A 16,520-nucleotide genomic window follows, 5' to 3' on the forward strand; every position below is an offset into this window, starting at 1 on the left:
CTGCAATTGGTTCAGGCTCTGCAATCGGTTCAGGCTCTGCAATTGGTTCAGGCTCTGCAATCGGTTCAGGCTCTGCAATCGGTTCAGGCTCTGTAATCAGTTCAGGCTCTGTAATCAGTTCAGGCTCTGTAATCAGTTCAGGCTCTACGATCGGTTCAGGCTCTGTAATCAGTTCAGGCTCTACGATCGGTTCAGGAGCATAAGCAGCTGACGGCAATTGCTGACTAAGATCATGTTGATAATCTACATCGTCATCTGGTAGCGGTACTGCTGAAACATTATACTCAGCCGTAGAAGCTGTCGGTGAATCTTTCACCTCACTAGGCGGCTGCGGCAGCGTAGGAGGGGTTTCTGTCAGCACCTCATCAGCTGCGAGCGGACGAAACGCCAGTAGACGCAGTAGACACATCTCAAGCGCCTGCATGGGCGTACTGGCAAGCTTGACCCCTTCACGCGCTTGCACAACGATTTCATAGTATAGCTGCAGCACATCAGGGCTGATATGCTGCGCTAGGGTATGAATATTTTGCGCTTGTACTTCATTAACGTTGAGCGCCACTTGAGGCAACAACTGCGTCAAAGCCAATTGATGCAACAGCTCAGCGAGCCCATCAAACATGCTGGTTGCATCGACCATCTGCGTGCGCATCTGCTCAATGTGGGCGGCGACAGCAGGCTTATCATGGTTATAGATATCGGTGATAAGACGAACCAAGTCAGCTGAATCAATTAACCCAAGCATGGCATTGACAGTCGCATCATCAAGCCCACCTTGACCAAAAGCGATGGCCTGATCGGTCAGTGACAAAGCATCGCGCACCGAGCCTTTGGCAGCACTGGCCAACTGCCAAAGTGCAGGCTGGGTATAAGCCACATGCTCTTTGGTCAAGATATTTGCCAAATGCTCACTAAGTAGCGTCTGCGGCAAGGGACGCAGTACAAACTGCAAGCAGCGTGAGATGATAGTGATCGGTAGTTTTTGTGGATCAGTGGTCGCCAGCAAAAACTTGACGTGCTCGGGCGGCTCTTCTAGTGTTTTTAATAAGGCATTAAAACTGTGGGTCGATAGCATGTGTACTTCATCAATCAAGTACACTTTGTAGCGCCCTTGGCTTGGCGCATAAGGGACATTGTCCAATAGCTCACGGGTGTCTTCGACTTTGGTACGAGAGGCCGCATCAATCTCAATCAGGTCAATAAAACGTCCCTGATCGATGGCCACACAGTTATCACACACACCGCAAGGCGTGCTCGTCACACCCGTCTCGCAGTTCAAACATTTTGATAAGATACGCGCAATCGTCGTCTTACCCACCCCGCGCGTCCCTGTAAACAGATAGGCGTGATGCAGACGACTATAATCTATCGCATTAATCAATGCTTGCGAGACGTGCGTTTGTCCAATCAACTCATGAAAGTTTTTTGGGCGATATTTGCGAGCTAAAACTTGATATTGCTGCGTCATAATAAATGCCAATTTGAATAATACAAAGATAAATAGCGCATCCGCCCAGCGATCAACAGCCCGCCTGATTTATAACTGGGCTTTTAGCTGTGCCAGCTGCTGGTATAAGCGCTGAGTGTTTGCATCGATGAGCGCACCACTTTGATAAAACGCATCCAAATGTACCTCAGTGTTTACGCTGTCCTCGCAGGGTCTAAACTCGACACCGATCAAAAACAAATCCTCCATCACAGGCGCTTGCATTTGTGCATTGAGCTCCGCCAACAGATCTTGATGTGCACCGCGCACCTGCTCGGCGCTTAGCGAGCCATGAGGATCTTGGGCATAAAACACCATCAGATAATGACGACCAAACACCCTATAAGAGTGCTCGTGGCGGACATAGCCATTCCAGCGTGAGTCTTGATCCATGGTTCTATAAGCGAGGATTTTTTCTATCAAACACGCATAAGTATACATCGATTCATCAACCAATATATCGACCTGTGCTTTTGGTAGCGGGCGCTGCGCCTCATAAGCATCTTTGATCAGATCATTAAACAGCTTATACCACATACCTGTGTTTTTTTGGATCTCTGCCATTAGAGCCGCTGCAAAAGCCATCTGCCCAGGCTCTGTGGCCTTAAGTAAGCGCGGCTCAATCTGGTCAATCAGCTCATACTTAACCAATTGCTCTTGTACAGCGATGGCTCTTTGATGAAAATCTGGCGACTGCAAAAACTCCGCCAGCAGCGTTGACTCATCTTGAAAGGATTCAAAACTCGTCAACTGACGACGATGAAAGTCTAAAAAGGCGGTCAAATCACTTGGCGTCACCAGTTGCCGCAAGATATCGATAAAGTTTTGATAACTAAAAACCTGCAGGACGCTTTGCTCATCATCTAAATCTAGCACGCAGTCTTCAGCAAAAAACTGACTGCCGTACTCGTAGCCAATTGCATAAGTCGGTGCCTCTGCACGGCCAGCATGGTGCTGGACTGCAAGCGACGTCAGACCGATGAAGTACACGGCTTTATCCCTCTGCACATCGCTATTTGTCAGAGATTTATCGTTTTTTTGATAAAGCGCTGCATGACGCTTGATCAGCTGGTTGACGACTTCTTTTCGCCACTCGCGAACTTGGCTGCTATCGATGTCATGCTGACTTACTTGCCTCATGACATCATTGACCAGCAGATAAATACGCGCGTCAGAGAACTCAAAGACAAAATCATACCCCTGAAACTGATCAGAGGTAAGTGTGTCATCGTTTGCAGTTTCATACAGCGACAAAAAGCTTTGCTGAACCATCTGTTGCCAAATTGAAGAGGCAGCTTGCTGAGTATCCATAATATCCCTATAAATGTGCGCTCTAAAATTCTGAGCCTATTCCTTAAAAGTAGAAAAAATTACAAAAGCAGAAAAACCTGCTTATGTTTAGTTTAGTCTCAGCACAGATTGATGGCAAGCAAAGCCCTTTTCGCTTGTTTTTTGGCCGCTAAGCGCACAGCATATATTAAGCTTTCTAGCTTTCTAGCTTTCTAGCTTGCGACGCATGTGCGGAAACAAGATCACATCACGAATACTCGCCGAATCTGTAAACAGCATCACCAAACGGTCGATACCAATACCCTCACCGGCAGTCGGTGGCAAGCCATAAGACAAGGCTTCGATGTATTCTTCATCGAAATGCATGGCTTCGTCGTCGCCCGCGTCTTTTTCGGCGACCTGACCGTGAAAACGCTCTGCTTGGTCTGCTGGGTCGTTAAGCTCACTAAAGCCATTGGCCAATTCGCGGCCACCGATGAACAGCTCAAAGCGATCGGTGATTTCTGGATTGTCATCGCTGCGGCGCGCCAGCGGTGAAGTCTCAGCTGGGTACTCAGTGATAAAGGTTGGCTGGCGCAGCTGATGCTCGGCCGTTTCTTCAAAGATAATGGTTTGTAGTTTACCCACACCAAACACGTCTTTTACTGGTTGCTTGAGCGTTGTTGATACATACTCTGCCAGATAGTCACGATCATTGATACGTGACATGTCGAAGTTTTCGGCGTATTTGGCAATCGCATCAGACATAGACAGACGCACAAATGGCGCTTTTAGGCTGATGGCTTCTCCTTGGTAAGTAAGCTCTGTGGTACCCAAGATATCCATTGCCAATTCGTTAAATAAACGCTCGGTCAAATCCATCAAATCATGATAATCAGCATAGGCTTGATAAAACTCAATCATGGTGAATTCAGGGTTATGACGGGTCGATACCCCTTCATTACGGAAGCTGCGGTTGATCTCAAACACTTTCTCAAAACCACCGACCACTAAGCGCTTTAGATAAAGCTCAGGAGCAATGCGTAAATATAACGGCATATCTAGCGCGTTATGATGGGTCACAAATGGACGTGCCACTGCGCCACCTGGAATGGGATGCATCATCGGCGTTTCTACTTCCATAAAACGCTCACCCAGCATAAACTTGCGAATACCACTGATCACTTGACTGCGAACCATAAAGGTATCGCGTGTGGTCTCATTGGTCATCAAGTCAAGATGGCGATTGCGATAGCGCGCCTCTACATCGGCGAGGCCATGGAATTTGTTTGGCATCGGGCGTAGCGACTTGGTCAATAACGTGAACTCTTCGATATGGACGTATAAGTCGCCTTTACCCGAGCGTCCGATATAGCCTGACACCCCAACGATATCACCCAAATCCAATGATTTGATGGTGGCAAGTGTTTCTGGATCCAGCTCTTTACGAGCGACATATAGCTGAATACGACCCGTCATATCTTGAATGACAATAAACGCGCCGCGGTTCAACATGACGCGTCCTGCCACGTTGACCTGAGTTTTTTCGCCTTTTGCGACGTTGTCTTCGATTTCTTGTTTTGAGATACCTTCAAAGGCGGTTTGCAAATCTTTGGCGTAATCTGTGCGTTTAAAGGTGTTTGGATACGCCGGCTTGCCCGACTCTGTGATAGCGTCTAGCTTGGCTTGCAGTTGGGCAATCAGCTCATTGGATTCTTCTAATGTGGGCGCTTTCTCTTGGTTTTGATTATTGTGCTTTGACATAATACTTCTCAAAATGATTAGGTAATGAAATAAAAAACATAAAAATAATAGTAGAGCAGCTAAGAACACTGCCCGTTTAGATGGTACTTATCTATCTTTGCGACGCGCGGCTATTAATCGCCGCCACCGATACTGGCCATCAAGTCTGCTTGGTGCTCACGCAGTAGCGCATCAAGCAGCTCATCTAAATCGCCTTCCATGATTGAATCGAGCTTATAGAGAGTTAGGTTGATGCGGTGGTCGGTCATACGCCCTTGCGGGAAGTTATAGGTGCGGATACGCTCACTACGATCGCCGCTACCGACGAGGTCACGACGCATCTCATCTGCGGTATCGACCTGCGCTTGTACTTTGGCCTGCTGAATGCGTGATATCAGCATTTGCATCGCTTTTGCGCGGTTTTTGTGCTGGCTACGCTCTTGCTGACACTCTGCCACCACGCCTGTCGGTATGTGCGTCAAGCGCACCGCTGAGTCGGTGGTGTTGACGTGCTGACCACCTGCGCCACTTGAGCGATACGTATCCATCTTGATATCAGCAGGATTGAGCTCTACTGTATCATCAATCTCAACTTCTGGCATGACAGCCACCGTACACGCAGAGGTGTGGACACGGCCTTGACTTTCTGTTTCTGGTACACGCTGGACACGATGCGCACCTGACTCAAACTTTAAGCGTCCATAGACGCCGGTGCCTGAGACACGGGTGATGATTTCTTTGTAGCCACCGTGCTCGCCCTCATTTGCCGATAGCACCTCAACAGTCCAGCCTTGGTTTTGTGCATACTTTTGGTACATACGGAACAAGTCACCAGAGAAAATCGCCGCTTCATCGCCGCCCGTCCCAGCGCGAATCTCCAAAAACGCTGGCACCTTATCATTCGGGTCTTTGGGCAGCATCATGACGTTGAGCGCTTCTTCCATCTCAGCGATGGTTTCACGAGCACTGTCGATCTCATCGATCAGCATCTCTTTCATGTCAGGATCAGTGGCGTCAGCCAGCATCGCCTCAGCATCTGCTTGATCGGTTTCTGCACGCCCATAGTTCTGCCATAACGTGGTGATGTCCATCAAGTCACTATGCTCAACAGACAGCTCACGAAATTTATTATTGTCACTGATGACACTAGGATCGGATAATAAGGCGGTGACCTCTTCATAACGGTCTACCATCTGGTCTAAACGCAGGCGTAAGGATTCTTTCATAAAAGGACTTTTAATCAAATGAGGGGAATAAGAGAGTGATTATAGCAAATTTTTCCATTTAAATTAAAACCTGTCAGCAATCTGCCTATTATACTCATAAATTACCGCCTGTGCGGCCGAGCAGAAGTGATAGAAATCAATAGCTTGATACCATATCCTACTGACATAAAAAAATAGCCAAGATTGCTCTTAGCTATTTGTTGTTGTCGGTAGTGAACAACAGGTAACAGTAACTATCAGCCGCCGTGCTAGCGGTATCGCTGTCGTTTATACCTTGCGCACCAGCACCGAGCCGATCGAGTAACCTGCGCCAAATGAGCAGATGACACCCAAATCACCTGATGCCAGCTTGTCTTTGTAGCGATGGAAGACAATCATCGGACTGGCTGAGCTGGTATTGGCAAACTCATCGATGACGCTTGGCACGATGGCTTTGTCCGCATCACGCCCCACGACCGTGCGCAAGATAAGATCTAGCATATTGGCATTGGCTTGGTGCAGCCACATCATCTTCACATCATCCGCTGATAGCTCGTTTTCTGTTAGATGCTCGGTGATAATCTCCGACACTTTCGGACAGACCTCACGGAACACTTTGCGACCGTTTTGTAAAAACAGCTTATCCGTGACCGGCTCTTTGATATCAGGATACATCTCAGTCTGCGCCGCCAAAAACTCGGAGCGATCCATAAAACCGTATTCGTTTTTGATGTTGGTTGAAAACTGAGTAAACAGTTTTGAGTTGATAATCTCATAACCTTTAGGCGTCTCTAGCTCTTCGACGATAGAAGCCGTCGCCACATCACCAAAGATAAAATGACTATCACGGTTGCGCCAGTTTAAATGCGCTGAGGTAATCTCGACGTTGACCACAGCTACGCGTTTGGCCAGACCTGAGATGATAGAGCCGTGGGCTTGCGATAACCCAAACGTCGCGGCACTACAAGCAACGTTCATATCATAAGCAAAACCGCCTACCATGCCGATTTCGTTCTGAATCTCAATGGCGACTGCCGGATACGTACGCTGAAAGTTTGAACAAGCAAGAATGATACCGTCCAAATCGTTAGCCTCCAGCCCTGCATCCGCTAAAGCGTCTTTTAGTGCGGCGGCGCCCATCTCAGCCATGACTGATAGCTCTTCTCCAAGCTGGCGATAAGGAATCACAGGTGCCATGATTTCAGGATCTAAGATCCCGTCTTTTTCCATGACATAGCGTGATTTGATGCCAGATACTTTTTCGATAAATGCAGCTGATGAAGGCTGCAGTGCGGTCACAGTCTCTGCTGCGATCTCGTCGGCATGCTCATTGTTGTAGTTTTCGACATACTGGTTAAATGAAGCCACCAGCTCTTCATTGCTGATGCTATAAGGAGGAACGTATAGGCCGGTGCCCGTGATACAAGTCGTCATAATAAGCTTCCTTGTCTACTGCGGTAGTGCTTGGATAAGCGTAAAAGTGAAAAAATAAGGATGTTTTGCTTTCGGTGAATAAATGTAAACTTAAAATCAGAGCCTTTATTATGCCTGAATATTATTATTTTTCTAATACTTTGTTACAAATAATGCATTTGTGACGAAAAATAAGCAAAGACGGCCTTTATTTGTGGGCATCTACGCTATAATTACGAGGCTCAGGGCGTGATATGCGACTATTGAGCGCTCGCAAACAGTCAAAGCGTTTATATTTAGGAATATTAATGGTAGAGATTTTTAACTGGTTGTTTGGACAATACGCTGACTACTCCGCCTTATTTATTACTTTAGAGTTGATTGCGGTGGTATTTGGCGTAGCCAGCGTCATGCTCGCCAGCAAAACCAACATCCTTGTTTTCCCCATCGGCCTGATTAGCACCGCCATATTTGTCTACCTCCTATGGAAGTGGCAGCTGTTTGGCGATATGTTTATCAATGCCTATTATACCGTAATGAGCCTATATGGCTGGATTAATTGGTCAAAAAACAAAGCGAAAAACACCGTTTCAGACCATATCAACCCTACCAGCCAGCAAGACCGCGCGCTCAAGGAGGCTGACAGCGCCATCCAAGTTGAGCGGCTAAGCGCAAAAGATTTACCCATACTAGCGAGTCTGGCCGCGGCCACCATGGCCTTTGTGGCACTGGTGTATTACTTCCGCCCCGTGATAAACAATGGCTTTAGCTTTGAGGGTACCGTGCTGGGACTGCAGTTATTTACGTGGGTCGACTACACCGATATGCTAACCACGGCGCTGTTTTTGATGGCGATGTGGCTGATGGCACGACGCAAAATTGAGCACTGGCTATTGTGGATCGTCGCCGATGCCATCTCCGTACCGCTATACTTTTATAAAGGTCTCACCTTTACTGCACTACAATACGTAGTCTTCACTCTGATCGCAATCTGGGCTTATTATGAATGGCAACAACGCTATCGCAAACAACCTCAAACAGCATACGCCTAAATCCGTCGTCAATGTCGCAGTATTGGGCGCTGAAAGCACTGGCAAGACCACGTTGTGCCAAGATCTGGCGGCGCATTTTGCCAGTCCTTGGGTGCCAGAGTATATGCGCACTTACCTACAAGCCAAATGGGATAACGAGCAGCTGACCTGTACGTGGGAGGATTTATTGCCTATCGCGCAAGGTCAGATTGAGTTAGAAAACAAACGCGCAATGCAAGCGGCACAGCTACCTGCTGGCCAGCGTTATGTATTCTGTGATACCAGCTTGTTTGAGCTGATGGTTTATTCAAACTGGTACTATGGCGACTGTCCTCTTGCCCTGACTCAGGCGGCATTGGCGCATCATTATGACCTGATACTACTGACTGAGGTCGATACGCCGTGGGTCGCCGATGACTTGCGTGATGCGCCGCATGAGCGTGATGAGATTAGCCGCTACTTTGCGGATCAGCTTAGTGTTCATCACAAGTCATTTAGACGTATTGGTGGTGATAGGCAGACTCGTGTTATGCAGGTAGCAGAGTGGTTAAACAATTTTGATTGTGTGTAAATTCTTGCTTAGGCTATTTTAATAAAAACAGTGACTGGTATGGCTTATCTGACAATCTGGCTATTGAGCGCTTTTGCCCAGTTTTTGCAGTTATTCTGACAGCGCGAGCATACTTGATTAGGGCTTGTGATATGCTCGATATAACCGCAGTACATGCAAGCATAATGCACGCCTGACTCTACCTGCTCCACTGGCTGATACTGTTTAGGAAAAAGCGGCATACCGTAGCCTGTTTGCTCAGGTGGGTATAATAAGACGCTAAAATTGCCATCGGTTTCTAGCAGGCCGGTACGCACTTGCCCTAGATGCTCCACGCCCTGCTGACGCATCTCAGCAAAAAACTCATCGTGCGACATCTTGCCTTTTTTGATTTTGTCGAGCACCAGCATCCCATCTTCTACGATATACAGCGATTTTCCTTCTAGCAAATTTTCAAACGGCTGAAACTTCATCATCGCCCACGTACACAAGCGATACAGCAAGATGACGGTACTCATAATCAGCACCGCTTGGATGATCGGTAAATCCTCAGTAAACATCGGATCGCCAGCGATAGAGCCTAATGACAAAATGATAGTCAGCTCAAATATAGATAACTGACGGACGCCGCGCTTACCCGTAAAGCGCAAGAACGTAATAATCAGTACAAACATCACAGTCACACGTACCAATATCTCTAGGGCAAATGCCCACGTAGTATCATAAATAAAAATGCTCGCCCAATCCATAAATGGTTCCTTGTTGTTATTTTTAATAATGCTCTATTTTATGCAAAACTTGTGTCAATCACTGTAGGAATTATTTTTGAAATCCACCTTTTATACCATAGTCGCGTTAATTGCATTTGCCGCAAACTCTTTATTTTGTAGGATGGCGCTGGCGGAGGGCTATATCGATGCTTGCACCACCCTTCGCCTGCTGAGTGCCGCGATGAGCTTGGCGGTGGTGATGTCGGTGCACACCTACTGGCTGCATCAGCAAAAACCACATCAAAAAAACCTACATCTAAATACCGCGACTGATGACGCTATTTTACAAGATAAAGGTAGCTGGATAAGTAGCATCAGTCTGGTGGTTTATGCGCTGTGTTTTTCGATTGCATATACAGCATTAGATACAGGCACAGGCGCGCTGATTTTGTTTTCGGCAGTACAGCTGACGATCTACGTGATAGTCCTTTCGAGCGTAAGGCTATTAGTGCACGGTTTGAGGATGAGCTTAATGACTATGGCAAAGGGTTTCGGCGTATCGGTGGCGATAGAATATCGCGAGTACGGCAAGTAGCAGTATGGTTGCAAGAATTAAGCTAATTTTGCTTAGGCTATTTATCAAAGATAGCTATTAAAATAACGTCAAAACCTGCCAATACCAGTGCCTCCATTCATTTTCATAATTTTTCCATCTTTCTTGCACCGCTTTTTAGCATGGCTCCTCTACGCTGTTATTTAACTTTACGGACTTGTTATCTGAGTCGCTAGTCAAATCATCAGCTTGAGGACGCTCGCATGCAAAAAACCTTATTTATAAAACTCACTGTCATCGCTAGCCTTTGTGTGCTCTTTGCCATTGGTCTGACGATGTTTAGTAACGTTATTACTGAAAGACAGTACTATGCTGACTCCGTGGTTCGCGAAATCGCCGATCAGCATGTCAACCCACAAGAGATTATTACCCCTTTTATCGCCATTCCCGTCACCACGACACCAGAATGTACAAGCGCTGCTAATAAAGCCAATAAATGTGCGCCGCCCTTTACAACCATAGATACAGTTTTTGCGGCGCAAAGCTTGGCGACTCAAAACCTTGACGTCAGTACTGACACTTATCAGCGCGGCATCTATCACGCGACTAGCTATAATGGCGATATCAGTTTTAAGCAAAGCTATAAGCCGCAGACAGCTATAGAGTCTATTGAGACTGCCGATGTGCAAACCGATATGCCGGATACTATTGCAGTGCGTGACACTATAACAATGGCAAAGCAGACAATCACGCACTGGGAGCAAGCTAAGCTCATTATTCCGGTATCAGACTTACGCGGCGTGCCCACATTGCCTACTGTCACAATAGACAAGCAAACTCTAAAAGCCACTTATCCAAGCGTGTCTATGCTCAACGGCTTAAGCTACGTAGAAGTCGCCTTACCACAAAACACCGTAACGCAATTAAAAGCCAATGCTACGGCTTTGCCTCATACCGCAAATAGTAATATTAACGCCAACCAAGCTATTGATATTACTATTGATTTACCGCTTTCCGGTATTAGTAACCTAAACACAGTCCCTACCGGCTCAAACTTTGAGCTGAGTATGCAAAGCAACTGGCATGCACCAAACTTTATAGGTAAAGCTTTGCCGAATACTAAAGACTTTAGTGCTGAGGGATTTACTGCTAACTGGCAAAACCAGTACCTGACTGTGGCTAATAATCAATATTTATCGCAGTGCTTGAGCACGGCAAACAATAGCTGCACCGTTGATAGCAGAGCGCGCTTAAACAATGGCAATCATGCTGATTATGAGGCGGCAGCAGTCGTCGTACAAGAAGCTGCCGGTAGCATAGGTAGCACCAATCACGGCAACCTAAATAGCGTGCGTCTTAATAGCTTTGGGGTCAGTTTCGCAGAACCTAACGATGTTTATTTGCAAACAGAACGTACCATGAAATACGCTCTACTATTAATTTTGATCTCATTTGGCACTTTCTTTTTATTTGAAGTGATTAAATCGAGTCGCATCCATCCGATTCAGTATTTGTTAGTAGGCTGCGCGCTATTGACGTTTTATGTGTTATTACTGCCATTAGCTGAGCAAATCGCTTTTTGGCAAGCTTATGCTATTGCAGGTAGTAGCTGCGTTGGGCTGATCGGTTGGTACACTTATTATGTGCTCGGCGGCGTCAGGCGAGCGGTTATCTTTACCGCTATCTTAGCCGGTCTCTACGCCGCCTTTTATGGCATTCTCACCACTGAAGATCTAAATTTACTGTTAGGTGCGGTCTTCTGCTTTATACTACTCGCCTGCGTCATGATCATGACCCGTAAAATTGACTGGTACAAAGTTGCGTGATAAGTCGCGTAATCACAAGTTAATACTAGCTAAACATTTGGCGCTTGATAAGCGCCAAAATTGAGTGATAAGGGATTGTTTTGAAAGCCGCTGTTTATACTATCATTACTCTGCTCGCCTTTGCCGCCAATTCTCTACTATGCCGAATGGCATTGATGGAAGGGGCTATCGATCCTTGGAACTTTACGATTTTGCGGCTACTGAGCGGCGCTATTTGTTTAGGTATTATCATAATCATTCATACTCATCGTCTAAAACATCAGACACAAACCGCGACTTCTTTTAACAGCGACTCTAACACTGACAATAATAACGCTGCTGTTGCTGCTATTTTAGAAGATAAAGGCAGCTGGCTTAGTAGTGTCAGTTTAGTGGTCTACGCGCTTTGTTTTTCGCTTGCTTATGTGGATCTAGATACCGGCACTGGGGCGCTCATATTATTTGCTGCTGTGCAACTGACGATGATAGGTTGGGGTATTTACCAAAAGGAGCAATTAACTGTACTGCAGTGGCTTGCGCTAGCTTGCGCGCTGATTGGCTTTGTCTATTTGATGCTCCCTTCAGCAGCCATACCTTCTTTTACAGGCGCTCTGACTATGGCACTTAGCGGTATAGCTTGGGGCATCTATAGTATACGCGGCAAAGCTTGTCTCTCGCCGCTACGAGCTACGGGGTTTAATTTTATCAGAAGCCTAATCGCTATCCCTTTTTTGTTGATAGTCGCTATCAGCCATTGGGTTGGGATAAGTATGCAAGGCGTGGTGCTAGCAGTAATATCAGGCGCGATTACTTCTGGCCTCGGCTACTGTATGTGGTATGTGGCTATGCCCTTGTTAAAAAATACTCAAGCGGCAGTGGTGCAGCTTTGTGTACCGATAATTGCAGCACTAGGAGGTGTTTTGTTTTTGTCAGAAACTCTGAGCTTACGCTTTATTATCGCAAGTATAGTCATCTTAGGGGCGGTACTGGTGTTTATCTTAAACAAAAAAACAGTGTAAACAAAAAACCAAATATCGCTCAATCACTTAACCGATCAGGACTTAGCAAATCACGAAAAAGACAGAAATAATTACCTTAGTAAACTCTAACCATAACACGAAATTACATTCGAGCATGTATCATATTGCTCAGTATAACAACTCAAATTCACTTACCAACTTGAGGAATATCGTTTATGAAAAAATTACTTGCTGTTGCTCCTTTTACCGTTTTGTTAGCCGCTTGTGCAACCAACGCTCCGACCACCACTGCCCCAACCACTGCTGCCAAACCAGTCGTTCAGTCATTTACCTGTGAAGACGACGGCATGATTACTGCCGCCTATGCAGCGGATGGTCAAGCGGCCAATCTAAACGTCACCTTGCCAAAAGTAGGTCTACAAGACGCGAAAATCACGCTAGAGCAAGCAGTATCAGGCTCTGGCGTACGTTATGTAAACAATGTAAACCCAAAGACCACCTATGACTGGCATACCAAAGCAGACTTTGGCATTATGACCATCACCTCAGACAATGGTCAACAGTATCAAGTAAACTGCCAACTATAGTTATTGACTATAAATAATGTATCGACCAGTGTTTTTACACTTATGAATGATGAGAGTCAGTAGTGAAGCTACTGGCTCTTTTTTATTGTACCAACCGCAATCAAGACAATCCCAATGTTGGGAGACAATGACTGATACCTGACATCCACGCCCTAAAAAGACGTGGCTTTACGGTGCTTTTTGATAAAAAATGATTGACTTCTCTTATATATTCGATATATAACATATTATATATTCTAATTAATGAATGTATTGCGATGCGTCTGTTACGTATTCATCAGAATATATGGGAGGCTGCTATGATTCATCTAAGCTACACTATCAAATGCTGGGCATTGGGCGTTGCTTTTTTTGTCGGCTTTTACTTTATGGTGCTGCTAAGTGACCCCAGTTTTAGCAAATATGTCTATATACTGGCCCTGAGTACCGTACTTTTTCCCATTGCCAAACGGGCCGTCGATGCGATGATGAATTTTTTTGCCCCAAACACTGAGCTGTTTAATGGTTTGTTACCTTCATTGCTGATCAATATCTTGATCTGGATATTTACCCCATTTATCGTAGCACTCGCAGTCATTGCCTTTATTTTGCATAGTATGGGCGTACTGACAGAGAATATCGGTCATTAGCCAAGCGTAGTGACGGGGATGTCCGTTATGTCGACCTACCCATCACCTTGCATCGCTAAACCCTCAAGCTTTACCTCTCGAGATAAATGATAACCAAAAATTTTTGTTCAATTATGCATAGTGTAATAAATATTCATATTATTTTTTATGGCACATCAGCTTGATTAGGTTTTAAAAGCTATTATCCTACCCAGTTTTTTGTCTAAACCTCATAGATTCGAGAGTAGCTAGCCATATCAAAGGTAGGATAATCAGCGCAGACCCTACTAACAAAGTCATATTTGGTACTTCATTAAACCATATGATTCCAACCCCCACCGCTCCTATTAAACCTGAGTATTCCGCACTAGAGACTTTGTACGCTTCAATGTGTCGATACACCTGTACGCATATACCTGCATAAATCAAAATGAATATATTTGAATTGGCGGCCGCAATCAATGAGCGCCAATCAAATGGCTGTCCTTCCCAAATAGCCAAACCAAGCGCGAATGGAATTCCTAATAAATTGGTCAAAAGTAGCGTTTGATAGACAGTATGATGTTGTGGAAGTTTACGAACTAACAGATTGTTTAGCGCCATGGTTACCGCCACTATAAGGGCAAACACCGCCCCTAAATTGATCTGTTTCGGTTGTACAATAACGAGGATACCAGCAAAACCTAACATAGAGGCTGCGATAGTCGGAAAGTTTAATCTGTCTTTATAAAATAAAAAACCCAGTGGTAATACAAATAAAGGGGCGGCATAAAAAATAGCATTCGCAGTCGCAAGAGGCAGTGCTTGAAGAGACAGTACCATGAATATCACACCCAATAACCACACGTGACTACGAACAAAGTGCCATTTTATATCACTGAATAACTTGTTCTTTTTATTAATTAAGGAAAATGGCAACAGCATTAAAACCGCTGTGCATTGACGAAACAGGATAAATTGATATACCGCCGTCTCAGAGGGCAAGGCCTTTATCAAGGCGTCTGAGAAGACCGCAATGATATTTCCTAGTACCAATAGCGTCATGGCAAATGCAACACTCATCTTTGGCATTCTTAGCCTCCTCACCCTACTCTAAATTCAGAAACTGTTAAAACCCCAATGGGTTCATGCTGATTTAACGATCTGTCAGGCAGTATATTCAAGTAAGAGTATGATGTATAATGATATAAAACATATTTAGTATTAACTGAGGTAATAATGGATTTACCACCGCTGCGTGCAATACAGTGCTTCGAGTCCGTTGCACGGCTTAACAGCTTTTCAAAAGCAGCACAAAGCCTCAATGTGACACAAAGTGCAGTCAGTCACCAAATACGCATCCTTGAGGAGTATCTTGGGGAAGTAATGTTTTACAGGCAAGGCCGGACCTTTTCATTGACAGAGGTTGGTGAGCGTTATTTCACAGATGTGAGTCGCGCATTGGGTCTTCTTTCAGATAGTAGTCAGATTATTAAACATGGAAAACCTGGGCATATACGCTTAGCTCTGTACAGTTCAGTCGCAGTGAATTGGTTGATTCCTCGACTAGAAGACTTCTATAGACAGTATCCAGAAATAGAACTTACTTTAGACATGGTTAATCATCCCTCTGATTATAATGAGCAAAGGGCCGATTGTTATATCACCGTCGATCCTCCTCCACATGCTTTCATCAGTAAGTTTTTATTTACTGAAACTTTATATCCTGTTTGTGGTCAAAAGCTTTGGGAGAAAATAAGAGATAAACCCCTTCCTGACGCATTGTGGCGGCATCCAATATTGTCTGTGAGATATGCAGATACGAGCGAGAATACAGCGGAGGATTGGCTGCGATGGTGTAAGGCAGGCGGATTTGAATTACCAAGCGATATAAAGATAAATCATTTTAGTCATGTACTATTAGCGATAGAAGCCGCACGGTACAATCTGGGTATTACTCTTACCAATAATTATATGATGCAGGATGATGCTTATAAACAAAATATCGTTAGAGTTCCAATGCATGAATTTCTAACAGGGGATAACTTTTACTTCGTTTGTAAGGAATTAAGGAATAATCAGGATGATATTATTAAATTAAGCGAATGGCTGGAATCCCAATGTAATTAAAAAAGGGGCTGTCCTAGATAAGCAATAGCAGATAGAAACCATCCCAAAGATGTGATTCATCACAGTGATCGCGGCGTTCAGTACTTATCCATTCTCTATACCTCTAGGATGACGGATTCTGGCGTCATTGCATCTGTTGGTACCACAGGTGACTCATACGACAATGCGTTGGCTGAAACGGTCAATGGACTGTATAAGTCTGAGGTGATTCATTATTTAAAGCAGAACTGGACTGGTGTGAACGATGTTGAACTAGCAACTCTTGAGTGGGTGGACTGGTTTAATAAAAAAAGATACATAGTGCGATTGGCTATGTGTCGCCTTTTGAGTTTAAAAAGCGGTATATAAGAGACCATCCCGAATTCTGTGTAACTGCGATTTAGATTAAATGTCTGCTGATACGGTCATCGAACATAATCATAAAGCGATTGAGCGCCGCCGTCCAGTTTCGAATCGGCATTGACCACCTTGACG

The 16,520-nt window shown here is 45.2% G+C and carries 15 protein-coding genes and 2 pseudogenes; 10 read left to right on the top strand and 7 right to left on the bottom strand.

Features of this window, described 5'->3' with window-relative positions:
• Positions 1–131 precede the first annotated feature (131 nt).
• Entirely contained in the window at positions 132–203 is a 72-nt protein-coding gene (locus JMX98_RS14335) for a hypothetical protein (protein ID WP_413786556.1), read from the top strand.
• Between the two features lie 98 nt (positions 204–301).
• Here JMX98_RS14335 and dnaX read toward each other — a convergent pair.
• From dnaX to JMX98_RS12285, 5 genes and pseudogenes are all read right to left on the bottom strand, one after another.
• Positions 302–1,465: pseudogene (dnaX, locus tag JMX98_RS12265) on the bottom strand (DNA polymerase III subunit gamma/tau); the annotation flags it as partial.
• Positions 1,466–1,534: 69 nt separating this feature from the next.
• A complete protein-coding gene (locus JMX98_RS12270) occupies positions 1,535–2,794 on the bottom strand; it encodes a hypothetical protein (protein WP_201586967.1) in 1,260 nt (419 codons plus the stop codon).
• 183 nt (positions 2,795–2,977) lie between these two features.
• Positions 2,978–4,516 (bottom strand): lysine--tRNA ligase, encoded by a 1,539-nt coding sequence (lysS, locus tag JMX98_RS12275; protein WP_201586969.1) that lies wholly within the window; start codon positions 4,514–4,516, stop codon positions 2,978–2,980.
• Between the two features lie 113 nt (positions 4,517–4,629).
• Positions 4,630–5,721, bottom strand: coding sequence for a peptide chain release factor 1 (gene prfA / locus JMX98_RS12280; protein WP_105245729.1), 1,092 nt, complete (start codon positions 5,719–5,721; stop codon positions 4,630–4,632).
• Positions 5,722–5,988: 267 nt separating this feature from the next.
• Positions 5,989–7,134 (bottom strand): beta-ketoacyl-ACP synthase III, encoded by a 1,146-nt coding sequence (locus JMX98_RS12285; RefSeq protein ID WP_201586971.1) that lies wholly within the window; start codon positions 7,132–7,134, stop codon positions 5,989–5,991.
• A 287-nt stretch (positions 7,135–7,421) separates the two neighbouring features.
• Between JMX98_RS12285 and pnuC the strand changes: the two genes are divergently transcribed.
• Entirely contained in the window at positions 7,422–8,165 is a 744-nt protein-coding gene (gene pnuC, locus JMX98_RS12290; RefSeq protein ID WP_201586972.1) for a nicotinamide riboside transporter PnuC, read from the top strand.
• Positions 8,116–8,715 (top strand): AAA family ATPase, encoded by a 600-nt coding sequence (locus JMX98_RS12295; RefSeq protein ID WP_201586973.1) that lies wholly within the window; start codon positions 8,116–8,118, stop codon positions 8,713–8,715. Before pnuC ends, JMX98_RS12295 begins: the two co-directional genes overlap by 50 nt.
• Before the next feature lie 44 nt (positions 8,716–8,759).
• Here JMX98_RS12295 and JMX98_RS12300 read toward each other — a convergent pair whose 3' ends face one another.
• Positions 8,760–9,443 carry a DUF421 domain-containing protein gene (locus tag JMX98_RS12300; RefSeq protein WP_201586974.1) on the bottom strand — a complete coding sequence of 228 codons (684 nt, stop codon included), beginning with the start codon at positions 9,441–9,443 and terminating at the stop codon, positions 8,760–8,762.
• A gap of 76 nt (positions 9,444–9,519) precedes the next feature.
• Here JMX98_RS12300 and JMX98_RS12305 point away from each other — a divergent pair, with 76 nt between their 5' ends.
• From JMX98_RS12305 to JMX98_RS12325, 5 genes are all read left to right on the top strand, one after another.
• The gene (locus tag JMX98_RS12305; protein ID WP_265089386.1) at positions 9,520–9,999 is read left to right on the top strand and encodes a hypothetical protein; all 480 of its coding nucleotides are present in this window, start codon (positions 9,520–9,522) and stop codon (positions 9,997–9,999) included.
• Between the two features lie 221 nt (positions 10,000–10,220).
• Complete coding sequence (gene creD / locus JMX98_RS12310; protein ID WP_201586975.1) at positions 10,221–11,783, top strand: cell envelope integrity protein CreD; 1,563 nt, start codon at positions 10,221–10,223, stop codon at positions 11,781–11,783.
• Between the two features lie 80 nt (positions 11,784–11,863).
• On the top strand, positions 11,864–12,781 hold the full coding sequence (locus JMX98_RS12315; protein ID WP_201586976.1) for a DMT family transporter: 918 nt from the start codon (positions 11,864–11,866) through the stop codon (positions 12,779–12,781).
• Between the two features lie 176 nt (positions 12,782–12,957).
• Positions 12,958–13,329: an MliC family protein gene (locus tag JMX98_RS12320; RefSeq protein WP_198335821.1), complete on the top strand. Its 372-nt coding sequence runs from the start codon at positions 12,958–12,960 to the stop codon at positions 13,327–13,329.
• Between the two features lie 299 nt (positions 13,330–13,628).
• Positions 13,629–13,958 (top strand): hypothetical protein, encoded by a 330-nt coding sequence (locus JMX98_RS12325; protein WP_192995442.1) that lies wholly within the window; start codon positions 13,629–13,631, stop codon positions 13,956–13,958.
• Between the two features lie 186 nt (positions 13,959–14,144).
• Here JMX98_RS12325 and JMX98_RS12330 read toward each other — a convergent pair whose 3' ends face one another.
• Positions 14,145–15,008: a DMT family transporter gene (locus JMX98_RS12330; protein WP_201586977.1), complete on the bottom strand. Its 864-nt coding sequence runs from the start codon at positions 15,006–15,008 to the stop codon at positions 14,145–14,147.
• A gap of 147 nt (positions 15,009–15,155) precedes the next feature.
• Here JMX98_RS12330 and JMX98_RS12335 point away from each other — a divergent pair, with 147 nt between their 5' ends.
• Positions 15,156–16,046, top strand: a complete 891-nt coding sequence (locus JMX98_RS12335; protein ID WP_201586979.1) for a LysR substrate-binding domain-containing protein — start codon at positions 15,156–15,158, stop codon at positions 16,044–16,046.
• Between the two features lie 21 nt (positions 16,047–16,067).
• Positions 16,068–16,429: pseudogene (locus tag JMX98_RS12340) on the top strand (integrase core domain-containing protein); the annotation flags it as partial.
• Positions 16,430–16,520: the final 91 nt, after the last annotated feature.

Source organism: Psychrobacter sp. HII-4 (assembly GCF_904846595.1).
Classification (GTDB): Bacteria; Pseudomonadota; Gammaproteobacteria; order Pseudomonadales; family Moraxellaceae; genus Psychrobacter; species Psychrobacter celer.

What these genes read in the sequence shown, in the direction of transcription:
- JMX98_RS12270 (WP_201586967.1), bottom strand. Translation starts at nt 2,794, where the DNA reads ATGGATACTCAGCAAGCTGCCTCTTCAATTTGGCAACAGATGGTTCAG.
- lysS (WP_201586969.1), bottom strand. Translation starts at nt 4,516, where the DNA reads ATGTCAAAGCACAATAATCAAAACCAAGAGAAAGCGCCCACATTAGAA.
- pnuC (WP_201586972.1), top strand. Translation starts at nt 7,422, where the DNA reads ATGGTAGAGATTTTTAACTGGTTGTTTGGACAATACGCTGACTACTCC.
- JMX98_RS12330 (WP_201586977.1), bottom strand. Translation starts at nt 15,008, where the DNA reads ATGCCAAAGATGAGTGTTGCATTTGCCATGACGCTATTGGTACTAGGA.
- JMX98_RS12295 (WP_201586973.1), top strand. Translation starts at nt 8,116, where the DNA reads ATGAATGGCAACAACGCTATCGCAAACAACCTCAAACAGCATACGCCT.
- JMX98_RS12325 (WP_192995442.1), top strand. Translation starts at nt 13,629, where the DNA reads ATGATTCATCTAAGCTACACTATCAAATGCTGGGCATTGGGCGTTGCT.
- JMX98_RS12285 (WP_201586971.1), bottom strand. Translation starts at nt 7,134, where the DNA reads ATGACGACTTGTATCACGGGCACCGGCCTATACGTTCCTCCTTATAGC.
- creD (WP_201586975.1), top strand. Translation starts at nt 10,221, where the DNA reads ATGCAAAAAACCTTATTTATAAAACTCACTGTCATCGCTAGCCTTTGT.
- JMX98_RS12335 (WP_201586979.1), top strand. Translation starts at nt 15,156, where the DNA reads ATGGATTTACCACCGCTGCGTGCAATACAGTGCTTCGAGTCCGTTGCA.
- prfA (WP_105245729.1), bottom strand. Translation starts at nt 5,721, where the DNA reads ATGAAAGAATCCTTACGCCTGCGTTTAGACCAGATGGTAGACCGTTAT.
- JMX98_RS12300 (WP_201586974.1), bottom strand. Translation starts at nt 9,443, where the DNA reads ATGGATTGGGCGAGCATTTTTATTTATGATACTACGTGGGCATTTGCC.
- JMX98_RS12320 (WP_198335821.1), top strand. Translation starts at nt 12,958, where the DNA reads ATGAAAAAATTACTTGCTGTTGCTCCTTTTACCGTTTTGTTAGCCGCT.